Raw genomic sequence first — 14,996 nt, 5'->3', positions numbered from 1 at the left:
TTTTTTCAATCATAACGTATTCTTGTTAAACCGATTATAAAGAATACACCAGCAAATAACATAAGTATACCAATATATCCTGCTATATCTGCCAATGTCCCTCCTCTTGCAATCAATTCGGTAAACCCGCGCATTGCCCAAGTTTGAGGAACAAAGTTCGCTGCGGTTTGCATCCATTCTGGTTCTATTTCAATTGGCCAATACAGCCCACTAATCATGCAAGTTGAAATAACAACGATATTACCTAAAGCTGACTGCTGCTCCGTTGTTTTCACAATACTTGCTAATAATAGTGCTAAACCAATGACCGCTAGCAATAACACTGAGACAAGTATGATTATCCCTAGTAGATTTCCCCACTGTACATCGAACAAAACATTCGTTAATACCATTAAAGTTCCAAATTGAATCCATCCAATTAAAAAGAAGGAAAGTATATATCCCCCAAGTATTTGAGCCTTTGAAACAGGCGTTCCTAATAAACGATACCAAACGCCAAGTTGTCTTGATTTTAAAATTGTTCCTGTCGCACTTAGCATCACAATCATTACAAAAAGAATAGAAAACCCTGCTGCTCGCCCTGTTACGTTATTCAGCTTTTTCTCCCCAGGTACAATGGATTCCTTTTGAAGTGAAACTGGTTCTACCTTTTTTGTATGAATCGTTTCATACATCTTTTCCCAAGACATTCCTCCTTTTTTCTCTGAATCCCTTGCTGCCGCTACTTCTATTTCCATCTTTTTCATTGCACTTTGTAATACTTGTTCTACAGAAGCTCCTCCCGTGAAATCAGCACTTGATTGGAATTTAACCTTCTCTATCTTCCCGTCCGTCATACTCTTTTGAAATTCTTTTGGAATTGTCACAATACCTGAGGACTTCTTATTTTCGATTTTTTGTTTCGCTTCCTCATACGTTACCTTTTCTATAGAAATTAAATCACTTTTCTTTATTTCCTCATAATAGGAGTTGGATAATGTAGATCCATCTTGGTCTACTAAACTAATATTTACTTTCTCGTTTCCACTTCCACCTAAAAGTCCGCCAAAAATGAGTGTGAAAATAATCGGCATTCCGAACATGAGTGTATAGCTTTGTGGCTTAATTAAGATTTGTTTTAACTCTAACCAGCAAAGCTCCCAAACTTTCTTCATGATTTCTCCTCCTATCTCGTACGCAAACGGAAAGTTCCGATGATAACGGAAGCAATACCCGCACTAGATAAACTTAATATAACTGGAAGTAACGCATACCATGATGTACCCGACATAATGTTTAAAAAGCTTGTAAGTGCCCATTTATTCGGAGCGATGTTAGCAATTGTTTGAAGAGTATCCGGAAATGCATAGATTGGTAACATAGATCCGCCTAATATAGCTAACAACTGAATTCCAATGCCACCCATTAAATCCGCTGTTTTTTCTTCACGAATAAATGCTGCGATGAGCATAGATAAGCCAGAAACACAAATTGCATAAGCAATTCCTACTACTACAATTTGTGAAACATCTTCACCCCAATTCACATGAAATGCGTAATAAGTAGCAACTACAAATACTCCAAATTGAATACAAGCAAATAGTAATGTACCTAAAAATTTACCTAATAATATGGCAAAAGAGCTTGTCGGTGTACTTGATAATCTTGCTAATGTTTCAGTTCGTTGCTCTGTTATAATAGATTTTGCTCCTACTGTTATGTTATATAGTAAAAACATCACTAACATTGCTGCAGCATAATATTGCATCGCAGCCACTGTTTTTTTGCCGATTGTTCCTTTTTCAATCCCATCCGTATTCGAAGCCGCCACTGCTTGTAAATTAGCACTTACCTCTTTTGCAACCTGTTCTATATTTCCTGGCTGTGCCTTTGCTAAATCTGTTGCGACAGTCTTAGTAGAAACGGCAACTGTTTGCACACGCTCTGAGAAGGAACGAATAAGCGATTCAGCTATTTTTGCTTGTATATCTTTTGATGGATCAGTAATCAATTTGGGTTCTTTTAATTTTCCATCCTTTATATGTTCACTCCACTCGTTTGGGATAATCATTCCAACATCAATTTTCTGTTTTCTTAGCAGATCCTCCAGCTCTTTTTGTGAAGCTACGACCTCTACCTTCACATCATCCTTAATCTCTTTTGAATGCAATACATCTTTTTGAAATATATTTGCAAACTCATCTGTTCCTTCTTGATAATAACCAATCACCGTTTTAGGTAATCCACCACTATCTAATATGTTACTTAGTGCTGATCCTAAAATAGCCGTTAATAGAAGTGGCATAAGTAACATCATCATAAATCCACGCCGATCTATTAAACGAATTTTTAAATCTTTCCATGCAATAATAAAACTTTTCATGAGTTCCTAACCTCCTTAATCACGAAGTGAACGCCCTGTTAGCTGTAAAAAGAGAGCTTCTAAATTTGGCTCTTGTACTTCAAGCTTTAAAATTTGCACATGATTTTCTACTACGATCGAAACAACCGTACCGACAGCTTCTCCAGTCTTCAGTCCAATATCGAGTGTATTCGTATCCTCATCAATGATAATCCGTTCTACAGTGGGAATTTCTTTTACTTTCTGCAGTAACTCCTGGCTATAACGACTCAGTTGTAACTTCACCATAAAGCCATCAGCAAGACGATTACATAACTCCGTTTTCGTTCCTAGTGCAATTACCTTTCCATGATCAACAATTGCAATTCGTTCACATAAATACTCCACTTCTTCCATGTAATGGCTCGTATAAATGACCGTCATGCCTTTCTCATTTAATCCTTTTACCGTCTCTAAAATATGATTCCGTGATTGTGGATCAATCCCGACTGTCGGCTCATCCATAATTAATAACTCTGGTTCATGCATAAGTGCCGCACCAATGTTAATTCGGCGTTTCATTCCACCTGAAAATGTTTCAATTTTGTCCTTTGCGCGATCCTGTAAACCAACATATGCTAATACCTCATCTGCTCGTTTCTTTGCAATAGCTCCACTTAAACCATACATTTTCCCCCAAAAGATTAAATTTTCTTTCGCAGATAGCGTAGGATATAAAGCAATATCTTGCGGGACAATACCGATCTTCCTTTTCGCATCTAATGGATATTCTTTTACAGATTTCCCCCCAACTTTTATATCACCGCCATCATATGGAATAAGCCCACAAATCATTGATATCGTCGTCGACTTTCCTGCACCGTTTGGACCAAGCAAACCAAATGTTTCTCCTTTCTTAACTTCAAAAGATACATTCTTTACAACTTCCTTCTTTCCAAACGACTTTGTAATATGATCTACGACTAACATGCCGATTCAGCCCCTTTGCATTAATCTACAATTTCATTGTAAAAAAACATCCTCTTTCTTCCATCACCCTTAAGATAGAAATGCAAAATAAAAAAGCAGCATAATTTGCTGCTTTTTTATTTTTCTCTATGCCAAAAGTCATGTGTATGTTGTAATACCGTATCTTACTGCATATATAGCTGCTTGTGTCCGATCCCTCAGCTCCAGCTTACTGATTAAGTTAGAAACATGATTTTTTACGGTTCCCTCTGTAATAAACAATTTCTCAGCAATTTCTTTATTATTTAATCCAAGGCCTATTTCTCTTAATACATCTATTTCACGCTCTGTTAATTGTTCCACTTGCTTTGGCTGATTTTGCCCTGATATTTCCACTACTTTTGTTCTTTTTAGTTCCTTCACAATTTGCGCTGTTATATCTTGTGGCAATACCGCTCCCCCTGCATGGACCGTTAATATTGCCTGAACAATTGCATCTGTCTCCATATCTTTTAATAAGTAACCGCTCGCTCCTTGCTCTAATGCTTCAAAAATGAGTTCACTATCATTAAATGTCGTCAGCATAAGAACCTTCATATCAGGGAACCTTTCCCTTATTAAGCGAGTCCCTTCAACGCCATTTATACGAGGCATTCGAATATCCATCAAAATAATTTCAGGTTGTAATTGTTCTGCTATTCGAACTACTTCATCCCCATCATTTGCTGTTCCCACCACTTCAAGTTCTGAACGTAAATTTAATAGCATTGCTAAACCATCACGAATAAGTGACTGATCATCAACGATCATAATACGAATCATTTCGTTCCTCCTATTACCCACGTCTTTTCCTTAAGTGGAAACTCAATCTGTAATCGAAAACCCTTCTCTTTTTCACTTTCAAATCGAATGATCCCACCATGTTCTTCTACACGTTCTTTCATATTTATTAAACCAAAACCAGGACTCACTTCATTTACGCCAACACCATTATCCGTAATCAATAGCATAACTTTTTCATCTAAACACAATAAGCTAACTTTACATAAACTAGCTTTTCCATGGCGTTGTGCATTTGTTAATGACTCTTGCATAATACGCAACAAAGTAGGTTGTAATGACAATGGGATTATAATTGGATCTCCCTGTAAATGAAAGGTTACTTGTACTTTGGTTACCTTTGAAAATTCATTTAACATTCCTTTCATATTTTCTATTATGTTCCCTAGATCTCTTTCTTCCTTCAACGCACGGACTGAAGCTCTTACCTCTTGAAGGGATTTTCTAGCTAATTCATGGCATGTATGTAAAACTTCTTCTGTAGCATCTGACTTTTGCTTCCATAAAGCCTCTGCAAGCTGCAATTGAACAAGTAAGGCCGTCATATTATGACCAACTGTGTCATGAATTTCTCGGGCAATATCGTTCCTCTCCCGAACTGTAGTTAGTTCTTCTACTTCTTTCGCATAAAGCTGTAATTGTTCATGCGCTTCTTTTAGAGCTATATGTGATAACGTCAATTTTTCATATTGATCGTCGACAGTTTGGCGGGCTACTGTCAGTTTTTTAATTAAGTTCCCGGATAAAGCACTGAAGACAACGAACATAAAATTAATAGCATTACTATCAACTTCTATCTTTCCAGTATATTGATACGTATATAGTAAAATAGCAGACCAACATACAAAGAAAAAACTCACAAAAAAATATACAACTGCTTTTCGCCACGTATGAATAAATACTCCTACCGCATCAATCCCAAATATAATTAAATACAAACATGTCTCGGGAAATAAAAAGCCTAGTAGTGCTGTAACTACTCCATTTGAGAGGAATACATAAAATTCACGCCTTCTCCCTTGATGTGGTTGTATAAGTAAAACATGATTTATAACGTACATTAAACATGCAATACCAACAAATATTTGTAACCCTACTGTTTCACGTGAAACATGATTTATATATACCATGCAAATCATAACAATCGTAATGAGACGTGCATACCTTAACATAAAATTCTCCTCGCGTTTTTGAACTATTGTTTTAAATCATACCAACATGTAAAAAATCGTTTTCACAATATAACATAAAGAAAATTATACCATTTCCATCTCGAGTTAACGGATATTAATAGAAAAACAAGTCACCCCCACATCTCCTAAGAGGATGACTTGTTTTTCTTTCATCTATTCCATCATACTATCTAATCGATTATATAATTCCGCCCGTAATCGTTCTTTTTCTGTTTTTTCTTTATATAACCGTTCTAACTTTTCAACATTGCTTGTTTCTTCCATTGTGCACTCCAGCGCATATATATCTTCTTCTATATACATAAGCTTATCTTCAATTTCTTCTATACCAATAGATTCCTTCTTTTTTACATTCATTACTTTAATTTTTGGAACCTCTTGTTGTTTCACTTCTTCTTTCTCTATTCTCTCTGCCCATTTCTGACGTGCCCATGCATAGTTCCCCGCAAATTCAAACAATGTATGTTCATCGATCCAATATGTTTTTTCAAACAATTTATTTAAAAAGTAACGGTCGTGTGAAACAGCAAGAATGGTTCCATTATATTGTTCGAGAGCTTCTTCCAGCACTTCCCTTGATTCGATATCAAGATGGTTTGTAGGCTCATCTAACACAAGGAAATTTATATCTTGATACATAAGCTGTGCCAAACGTAATCTCATTCGTTCACCACCGCTAAGCTGATTGACCTTTTTAAAAACGGCTGGACCATAAAATAAAAAGCGAGCTAATATATGGCGAGCTTCTCCTTCAGTTACAGCTACATGCTCCCGGAATGCTTCTAATACATCATATTTTACATTCTCATATGCATGCTGCGATAAATAACCGATTTTCACACTACTACCGATTCTGATCTCCCCAGCATCTGGTTTCATTTCTTCTAATAGCAATTTTAATAATGTTGTTTTTCCTGTACCGTTACGTCCAACAATAGCTGCACGCTCTTGAAAACGCACATGTAAATTTGCTCCCTCAAATAAAATACGCTCAGCAAAATTTTTGCCAACTTCCTTCATTACAACAACATCTTTTCCGCTTCTCTCTTGTCCTTCAAACTGAAGCCCCATTTGTTTTCTTTCTAAAATTGGCTTCTTTAATTTTTCCATCCGTTCTAACGCGCGTTCCATATTTCTAGCACGTTTATGCAGTCCTTCATTCGGAGGATTCGCTTGATTCGCCCATTCTCTTAAACGTTTAATTGCTTCCTTCATTTTCTTTATCTTCTTTTGTTGTTCTTGATAAGATTGGAACTCTTGCAGTAACCTTTCTTCCTTTTCTTTCACAAACTGCGAGTAATTCGTATGATAGACATGCAGCTCTCCGTCTTCTAAATCAAAAATCTTCGTAACAACTTCATCCAAAAAATAACGATCATGTGAGATCACAACAACTGTTCCTGTATACTCTTTCAAAAATTGTTCGAGCCATTCTACTGCAAATAAATCTAAATGGTTCGTCGGTTCATCTAACAGCAGTAAATCTGGTTTCTTGAGCAGCATATAAGCAAGACTTACTTTCGTCTGCTCCCCGCCACTCAGTTCAGCAAAAATTCGAGAAAATAGCTCCGTTATTTGTAAACCATTTGCTACTTTCATGATGTTCGCTTCTATTTCATAACCACCTAAAAACGAAAATTGTTCTTGCACTGCGCCATACTTCTCCATTAACCTCTCTAAACTAGTTGGATCGTGTTCCTCCGCCATACTTTTCTCTAAATTTCGCATGTTTCTTTCTAATTCTTTCTCTTTTACAAAGGCAGCGCTTAATACATCATATACATTTGTTTCACCAGCAAACTTCGGAATTTGTGCTACATGACCAACACGTGTCCCTTTTTTCATATGAATTACTCCAGCATCTACATTCTCTATTCCTGTTAATAGCTGAAAAATTGTGGTTTTCCCGCTACCGTTTCTGCCAACTAATCCAATGCGTTCACCATTTTGTATTTCAAGCGATATATTTTCAAATATGATGTTTCCACCAAAAGATTTCGTTACATTGTTTACACTACAAATTGTCATTTTCCGTACTCCTTTCAACGTAAAAAACCATAGGGAAAGAAACTTTCCCCATGGTTTTTGGCATAGAAAAAGGAAGCCAAATAGCTCCCTTTTCACACGTTTTATAAAATGGGTGAAGAGATTTCTATCGTTCAATAACAGCTATGCAATTGCTAAAAAAGGGCATACGTATCCCGTTAGCAATCACATCATGAAAAATCGCACGACAAAAATAGATAAAATCTAAAAATTTTGCGCGTGCAGCTAAAGAACGTTTCATCTCATTCACTCCTTTCGTACGGAATTTAATACTTACTTCTTTATTATACTTCCCCATTTGATGTTTGAATAGTCATTTTTCTGAAAATAATGAATATAGACTAAACATTTCAACAAATTACATCCAATCTTACACAACTGTTATGTTCACGTAATGGAAAGCAATAGTACGAAATCGTGCCTCCTTATACAATAAAGATGTAAGCAAGAGATAAACAAAAGGAGGAAACAGTCCTGATGAAAGAAATCGTAAAAGCAGTCTTCGAGGTGTTAGTAAACGGACAAGCAGTTGTAAAAGAACTAAACCGACTATAAAAGGAGGAATAAAAATGATGAACATGGTAAAAATGATTCTCCACGCTTTAATTGATGCAAAAGCAGTTAGCCAAGAATTAAATGAACAATAAAAAGGGGAAAATGAATATGAAGAAAGCCATCTTTGCAATTGTAGGTACATTCTTTGCCTTACATGCACTGAAAAATAGAAAAAAGAAACAAAATGAAAATACTCTATATTATCCATACACATTATTACAAAAAAAATAAAAGACAAGATACCCAAGTACAAATAGGATATCTTGTCTTTTGTTTTTTTATTAAAAATTGTTATTCTACAATCTTTTTATAATATGTATGATGCTTCATTAATTCATCGTGTATACCAATTCCTGTAATACTGCCATTCTCTATTACAAAAATGGTATCTGCTTGTACTACCGTTGATAAACGATGTGCAATAACAAATGTCGTTCTACTTGGAAATATTTTTTTGGTGGATTAGCAGTCCGCCATATATCCAAAAATGATACACTCTTTTGCTCTTCCATCTTCTATCTCCTTCTTTTACCATTTCCTCCTTTTCCACTATACAGGATTTTCCTTTCCCTTTCACGAATATAGTAGACGGGAATTTCACATATATTTTTAAAGGGGTATATACGAATGGATACACAACAACTTTATTTTTTAAATGACATTGGAAAACAAAAGCCAGAAAGTATTCGCAATAAAAGCACCGCTTGTCCTTTTTGCGATAGAGAAAATCTCACTGATATTTTAGAAACTGAAGACTCCATTATTTGGTTGAAAAATAAATTTCCAACATTAAAAGATACCTTTCAAACTGTTCTAATAGAAACCGGTAATTGTCATGATCATATTGCAACATACACACCTGAACATATGCAAAAGCTACTGCATTTTTCTATAAAGCATTGGTTAGCTTTAGAAAAGAGCAACGAATTTACTTCTGTTATTTTATATAAAAATCACGGTCCATTTTCAGGCGGAAGTTTGCATCATGCACATATGCAAATTATTGGAATGAAATATGTAGACTACCGAGAAAATGTAACACCTGAACACTTTCAAGGCGTAATCGTACAAAAAGATGAGCAAATTGAACTTAATATTTCTACACGTCCAATTATCGGTTTTACTGAATTTAATATTGTCATTGAGGATATAAAATCCATTGATATAATGGCACATTATATTCAACAAACTGTGCGTTACATACTAACGGGCTTTCATAAAGGTTGTAGCAGCTATAATTTATTCTTCTATCACCTTAATGAAAAAATTATTTGTAAAGTTGTTCCTCGTTTTGTTGTTTCACCATTATATGTCGGGTATAAAATCCCTCAAGTTTCTACAAAGTTGGAAGATGTAAAACAGCAGCTGGCAAATTATTTTACAGTTTCATTATGAGAGATGAAACCAAATGAATTATATTGTTAGAAAAGAAGCTTACATTTTAAATATGTATACACTCCCAGAATACCGTGGAAATGGTTTAGCAAAAAAACTACTCGAACACTGCATAGAGGAATGTGAAGAAAACAGCGTAAAACGAATATGGCTTCATTCTTCCAAAGATGGTGAGTTGCTATATAAAAAGATGGGATTTACTTATAAAGAAAATGAAATGGAACTTTTTTTATAAAAAAATAGAGTAGGTGCTTAGCATCTACTCTTTCATTGTTCCTTTATTTCGATAGTACACGTTCTCTAGCCCAACGTTATACTTCATATTTTGATCCGTCCACTCAGGCCCTAAATTACCTGGCCAACCAGATGTATTTGCTATATATTTTAGTAACGCTAAATCTGTTAAACCTTTTTGCACACCTCTTTTATACCCTTTCATTAAATGAGGCATCGCAATCTGGGCATTTGTCCGCGGGTCCTTCAATTGCTCGTCCGTTAAGTGATCAGGAGCAAGTCCCCCACCTCGGTGTAACTGAAACAATCCAAAAGAAGTGCCATTGTCTCCAACACTTCGTGGGTTCAAACGACTTTCATGCTCGGCAATTGTAAGAGGTATCCATTCTGGAAGATTTACTTTCTTTGCTTCTTCAGTAATAATTTGTTTCATCTGTTTTGCTTCCTCTGAGTCAACATAACTTGTTTGATTCGTCAATCTTTCCATTCCTTCAGACTCTCCTTGGAAATACAAATACATTCCAAGAACAACTAAAAATCCTACAAAGAATTTTTTCACTACCTCTACCTCTTTCTCCGCTGAAATTTGTCCCCTTTCAGCCCTTCCTTACAATTACCTGCAATCTATCACCCTGTTACTCTTAAATGATATCAAACGAAGCTCTATCTTAACATCGTGCTTTAGACTGATTTTCTGAAAATCAATAGTAAAATATTATAAAAAATGTAACATCCCTATCCCACTTCTTATGTGTGTAATTTTTACCAATATCCATTTTAAATAGTTTCTACCTTTTTTGTATATAATTGTAAATTGAATTCTACACAAAGAATAGGAGACTACCTACATGAAAAGTCAAAAACTAAAGACATTTCCCCCCATAAAACCGAAACGTATTTTGATATATTTGCTCTGCAACCTTCTCTATAGAAATATTTTTTATCAAGCTAATTTCTTTTAACACACCCTCAATCATACCCGGATGCGTCATAATATTTTCTTGAAATTTCCATGGTCCATCTGTTTCCACCATCATATATTCTAGCGGATAAAACGAAACGATTTTTCTAATTTTCTCCTTCTTCATAACATCTGGCGTAATTGAAATAAAGTAGCCATTTTGAATCATCCGCTCCATCGTTTCTTTACTCCCCTTAAACCAATGAAAATGCGCACGTGATATCTCATACTGTTCCAGTAAATCACATACAATATCAGCGTCTTCATAAACTGCATGTAAAACAATCGGTAAATTGAACCTTTTTGCAAGTATTATAAATCTCTCTAATACTTTTATATAAGGGTCTAATACGATATCTTTCTTTTCTTGCCTTAAATAATAGGGCAGACCGATCTCACCTATGGCAACAAGCCGTCCTACATTTGCCTCAATTAACTTATAAATTTGTTCACATTCTTTTTGGTTAATCGGCTGTTCTGGATGAAAACCAAGTGCCGGATGTACAAATGGATGTTGTCTTGCTAAAGATAATGTTTGTTGACAAGAATGATAGTTCATTGATACCGCAATCAGTCCATCAATCTCAGTACTTCTTTTTACATCATCAATTAGTTTCATTTGCTCTTTATTCTTATATTGGTCCAAATGTATATGACTATCAATCCACTTCATCCTATCACCTCTTACATCTATTTTAATACGCCGCTTCAGATTAAGGGCAATAAAAAACAAGAAGGAATCTTCTTCTTGTTTTTTCATCTATATTATTTAACAATTAAATTTGTAATTATGTCAAAAAGTCCAACACATACGACAGCAACAGTAAAGTAGCTACAGAAATCTTTTATCGGAAACTTAACTACTTCTTTTTTTTGCATCTCATTCTTCTCCCTTCTGATTACCTTCCCTAATTTTTTATCTTTTTTTATTATGCAGAAAATATGACAAATACGCTATCGAATTAACTTACGAAAACCTTACAATATTGTAAGGTTTAAAAAAATAGCCTCATCTCATAAAGAGATAATGGCTATGCAATAGTTGGTTTTAAAACATTCATCACTATTTCAGACAGAAAGTTGTATGTTCAAACTTCCTACTTGTATTGTAATAGAATTCACAAATGGCAACTATCGAATTAACTTACATGTACCTTACAATGTTGTCATAAACAATATTACTTTTAACAATTTAGATGCAATCGGACTTGCTAGCAGTGTGGCTCTTCTTACGGATTTCATTTCTGCTGCTACAGTTATCCTAGTATAAACTTATGTCCGCTTTCTTGTTATACAGTTAAAATCCCCTAAATTCCATACTCTCTGTCTTGTTAAAACCTATTTTATATAGTAAACGTATATTTAAATACTAACACCGAAAAATTTCTTCTTTAAATGATTTATATGTAATAAAAAACACTGTAACATACTCAGTATGTTACAGTGTTTTATCTTGTCGCCAATAGCTTACTTCTCGCCTGCACAGGAATATTTTGGACCTCAATCTCTACCAACGATTCACCGTAACGTCCTTTTGCGGTAATTTTCAATGACTCACTTCGTTTTAACATGTGCTTCACTGTTTTCTTTATCGTCTGTGCCCTACCTTTTTCATCATATGCAGCAAACTCATATTCATACCATTCATCACCAATATGTTGACCGACATCATTCACAATCGTGTAATATTCTTTTGTTTTACAAAATGGATTATATTTATCAATTACTGGTCCCAGTTTTGTTGGTAGTAGTAAGATAATAACAGCTGCCAGCGCAATTCCAGTAATAATTACTCGCTTTTTCACTCTTCCCCACTCCAAGGTAAATTCCTCCTCCACACAATATGTGTAGTTTTCTATAAACTTATTTTAAAGAGAAGGACTTAATCCCGCCATTGAATCCCATTACATTTCCCTTACATTTTTGTAAGAATTCGAATGAAATTTTATATGATTTTTAACAATTTGTGAATCCTCCAAAACTGTGATAAACATCACACCCTCTACTTTCCAAAGATTCTATAATACGAGTATACAAGTTTGTTAAACATTTCACATTTAAGAGGGGAAATGAATATGAAAAAGCGTTTAGTTATGATCGGGAATGGTATGGCTGGTATACGCTGCATTGAAGAAATTTTAAAACTAGATTCAGGACTTTATGATATTACTATTTTTGGTGATGAACCTCATCCAAACTATAACCGCATTATGCTATCTCACGTCTTACAAGGAAAAACAAATATCCAAGATATTATTATGAACGAATACAGTTGGTACGAGGAAAATGATATTACGCTGTATACAAATGAAAAGGTAATAAATATTGATCGGGAAGAACAAGTCATCATTACAGAAAAGAACCGTATTGTCATATATGACAAGCTCATTATCGCAACAGGGTCCAGCGCTTTCATCTTACCTGTTGAAGGCTCACAACTTCCAGGTGTAACAGGCTTTCGTACAATTGAAGATACACAATTTATGCTGGATGCTGCTAAGCGATATAAAAAGGCTGTCGTCATTGGCGGGGGATTACTCGGTTTAGAAGCCGCACGAGGGCTTATTGACTTAGGAATGGATGTTCACGTTGTTCATTTAATGCCTTACTTAATGGAGCAACAACTCGATGCCAAAGCCGCCTCATTACTGCGTGAAGACTTAGAATCACAAGGTATGAAGTTTCTTATGGAAAAGAAAACAGTGAAAATTCTTGGTACTGACCGTGTTGAAGGTATCCAATTTGAAGATGGGGATGTTGTAACATGCGATTTAATTGTAATGGCTGTTGGGATACGTCCAAATACACATTTAGCAAAAGATGCTGGTTTAATTGTAAATCGTGGCATAGTTACAAATGACTATATGCAAACAGATGATGAATCAGTCTATGCAGTTGGTGAATGTGCAGAACATGACGGTATTGCCTATGGTCTTGTTGCCCCATTATATGAACAAGGGACCGCACTGGCAAAGCATATAACGAATTCACAAACAGATGGATATGCAGGTAGCATCGTCGGTACACAACTTAAAGTTGCAGGATGCGATTTATTCTCTGCTGGACAAATTTATGAAGATGACGTAACAAAAGCAATCTCAATCTTTAATGAGTGTACGCGTTCCTATAAAAAAGTATTAATCCGTGACAATAAAGTCGTTGGTGTTGTTTTATATGGAGACACTGCTGAAGGTACACGCCTCTTTAGCATGTTAAAAAAGGAAGAAGATATACAAGAATACACACCCGTCTCCCTTCTTCACAAAGCTGGTGAAGAAAGTGGACTTGACGTTGCCAGTATGAGTGCTAATGACACCGTTTGTGGATGTAACGGCGTGACAAAGGGAACAATCGTTCATGCTATTTTAGAACAAGATTTAACAACTTTTGAAGAAGTAAAAGGATGTACAAAAGCTGCCGGTTCATGTGGTAAATGTCGTCCAGTTGTTGAACAAATTTTATCTCATACTCTCGGGGATAGCTTCGATGCATCTGCACAATCCGTTGGTATATGTGGATGTACAACTTTATCACGTGATGAAGTTGTCACAGCGATTCATGAGAAAGGTTTAAAATCGCCAAAAGAAGTACGAAACGTCCTTGGCTTCGCACATGAAGACGGCTGTTCAAAATGCCGCCCTGCATTAAATTACTATTTACGTATGACACGCCCAGAAGAATATGCAGATGATAAATCATCCCGCTTCGTTAATGAAAGAATGAATGGCAATATTCAGCATGATGGTACATTTTCTGTTATTCCTCGTATGTACGGCGGTGTTACTACGGCAGATGATTTAATGAAAATTGCTGAAGTTGCTAAAAGATATGATGTGCCGCTTGTAAAAATAACAGGTGCAAGTCGAATCGGCTTATATGGTGTTAAGAAAGAAGATTTACCAAAAGTTTGGGCTGACCTCGATATGACTTCTGGTTATGCCTATTCGAAATCCCTTCGCAATGTAAAATCATGCGTCGGCTCTCGCTTCTGCCGCTTTGGTACAAAAGATTCATTAGGGCTTGGTATGTTACTTGAACAATCGTTAGAAATGGTAGATACACCTCACAAAATGAAAATGGGTGTAACTGGTTGTCCACGTAACTGTGCAGAAGCATTAACAAAAGACTTTGGTGTCGTTTGTGTTGAAAATGGCTTCCAACTTTATATTGGTGGCAACGGTGGTACAGAAGTGCGTGAAGCTGATTTTGTAATGATTGTCCCTACAGAAGAAGATGTACTTCGCATTGCCACAGCTTATGTACAACATTACCGTGAAACTGGTATTTACGGCGAACGAACAGCCCCTTGGGTAGAACGAATGGGATTAGCTCATATAAAAGAAGTGCTGCAAGATGAAAGCATGGTTACTATGCTAAATGAACGTTTCCAAAAAGCGCGTAACACATATGAAGAAGCTTGGGGACAAGCACTGGAAACTAGGTCATTAAAAGCCATGTATGAAGTAGAAACTGTAAAGTAAGG

General features: G+C 35.7%; 15 protein-coding genes. 5 read left to right on the top strand and 10 right to left on the bottom strand.

Annotated features, from left to right (window positions below):
* Positions 1–5: 5 nt before the first annotated feature.
* The 7 genes from BPMYX0001_RS00880 to BPMYX0001_RS33590 form a co-directional block, all read right to left on the bottom strand.
* On the bottom strand, positions 6–1,154 hold the full coding sequence (locus BPMYX0001_RS00880; RefSeq protein WP_006093143.1) for an ABC transporter permease: 1,149 nt from the start codon (positions 1,152–1,154) through the stop codon (positions 6–8).
* Between the two features lie 11 nt (positions 1,155–1,165).
* Positions 1,166–2,362, bottom strand: a complete 1,197-nt coding sequence (locus tag BPMYX0001_RS00875; protein ID WP_006093142.1) for an ABC transporter permease — start codon at positions 2,360–2,362, stop codon at positions 1,166–1,168.
* Positions 2,363–2,377: 15 nt separating this feature from the next.
* Positions 2,378–3,310, bottom strand: a complete 933-nt coding sequence (locus BPMYX0001_RS00870; RefSeq protein WP_006093141.1) for an ABC transporter ATP-binding protein — start codon at positions 3,308–3,310, stop codon at positions 2,378–2,380.
* A 138-nt stretch (positions 3,311–3,448) separates the two neighbouring features.
* The gene (locus BPMYX0001_RS00865; RefSeq protein ID WP_033798557.1) at positions 3,449–4,111 is read right to left on the bottom strand and encodes a response regulator; all 663 of its coding nucleotides are present in this window, start codon (positions 4,109–4,111) and stop codon (positions 3,449–3,451) included.
* On the bottom strand, positions 4,108–5,301 hold the full coding sequence (locus BPMYX0001_RS00860; protein WP_006093139.1) for a sensor histidine kinase: 1,194 nt from the start codon (positions 5,299–5,301) through the stop codon (positions 4,108–4,110). Before BPMYX0001_RS00860 ends, BPMYX0001_RS00865 begins: the two co-directional genes overlap by 4 nt.
* A 174-nt stretch (positions 5,302–5,475) precedes the next feature.
* Entirely contained in the window at positions 5,476–7,350 is a 1,875-nt protein-coding gene (abc-f, locus tag BPMYX0001_RS00855; protein ID WP_006093138.1) for a ribosomal protection-like ABC-F family protein, read from the bottom strand.
* Positions 7,351–7,474: 124 nt separating this feature from the next.
* On the bottom strand, positions 7,475–7,609 hold the full coding sequence (locus tag BPMYX0001_RS33590) for an RAxF-45 family protein (RefSeq protein WP_018767146.1): 135 nt from the start codon (positions 7,607–7,609) through the stop codon (positions 7,475–7,477).
* Positions 7,610–8,025: 416 nt separating this feature from the next.
* On the opposite strand from BPMYX0001_RS33590, the gene BPMYX0001_RS00850 reads away from it, so the two are divergent.
* The 3 genes from BPMYX0001_RS00850 to BPMYX0001_RS00840 all read left to right on the top strand — a co-directional run bounded on the left by BPMYX0001_RS00850 (position 8,026) and on the right by BPMYX0001_RS00840 (position 9,553).
* Complete coding sequence (locus tag BPMYX0001_RS00850; RefSeq protein ID WP_026008686.1) at positions 8,026–8,154, top strand: hypothetical protein; 129 nt, start codon at positions 8,026–8,028, stop codon at positions 8,152–8,154.
* A gap of 396 nt (positions 8,155–8,550) precedes the next feature.
* Complete coding sequence (locus BPMYX0001_RS00845) at positions 8,551–9,318, top strand: DUF4931 domain-containing protein (protein WP_006093135.1); 768 nt, start codon at positions 8,551–8,553, stop codon at positions 9,316–9,318.
* Positions 9,319–9,331: 13 nt separating this feature from the next.
* Positions 9,332–9,553 carry a GNAT family N-acetyltransferase gene (locus tag BPMYX0001_RS00840; protein WP_006093134.1) on the top strand — a complete coding sequence of 74 codons (222 nt, stop codon included), beginning with the start codon at positions 9,332–9,334 and terminating at the stop codon, positions 9,551–9,553.
* Between the two features lie 24 nt (positions 9,554–9,577).
* Here BPMYX0001_RS00840 and BPMYX0001_RS00835 read toward each other — a convergent pair whose 3' ends face one another.
* Complete coding sequence (locus BPMYX0001_RS00835; protein WP_006093133.1) at positions 9,578–10,111, bottom strand: transglycosylase SLT domain-containing protein; 534 nt, start codon at positions 10,109–10,111, stop codon at positions 9,578–9,580.
* A 304-nt stretch (positions 10,112–10,415) separates the two neighbouring features.
* Positions 10,416–11,186 carry a TatD family hydrolase gene (locus BPMYX0001_RS00830; RefSeq protein ID WP_018782001.1) on the bottom strand — a complete coding sequence of 257 codons (771 nt, stop codon included), beginning with the start codon at positions 11,184–11,186 and terminating at the stop codon, positions 10,416–10,418.
* Between the two features lie 411 nt (positions 11,187–11,597).
* Here BPMYX0001_RS00830 and BPMYX0001_RS33720 point away from each other — a divergent pair, with 411 nt between their 5' ends.
* Complete coding sequence (locus BPMYX0001_RS33720; RefSeq protein ID WP_006093131.1) at positions 11,598–11,783, top strand: hypothetical protein; 186 nt, start codon at positions 11,598–11,600, stop codon at positions 11,781–11,783.
* Between the two features lie 178 nt (positions 11,784–11,961).
* Here the strand turns inward: BPMYX0001_RS33720 and BPMYX0001_RS00820 are convergent, their stop codons facing one another.
* Complete coding sequence (locus BPMYX0001_RS00820; protein ID WP_139358586.1) at positions 11,962–12,318, bottom strand: YxeA family protein; 357 nt, start codon at positions 12,316–12,318, stop codon at positions 11,962–11,964.
* A gap of 270 nt (positions 12,319–12,588) precedes the next feature.
* Between BPMYX0001_RS00820 and nirB the strand changes: the two genes are divergently transcribed.
* Positions 12,589–14,994 (top strand): nitrite reductase large subunit NirB, encoded by a 2,406-nt coding sequence (gene nirB, locus BPMYX0001_RS00815; protein WP_018781999.1) that lies wholly within the window; start codon positions 12,589–12,591, stop codon positions 14,992–14,994.
* Positions 14,995–14,996: the final 2 nt, after the last annotated feature.

Origin of the sequence: Bacillus pseudomycoides DSM 12442 (genome assembly GCF_000161455.1) — a bacterium.
Lineage (GTDB): Bacteria > Bacillota > Bacilli > Bacillales > Bacillaceae_G > Bacillus_A > Bacillus_A pseudomycoides.
The sequence above is the reverse complement of the archived record's forward strand: the minus strand, read 5'-3'. Positions and strand labels throughout refer to the sequence as shown.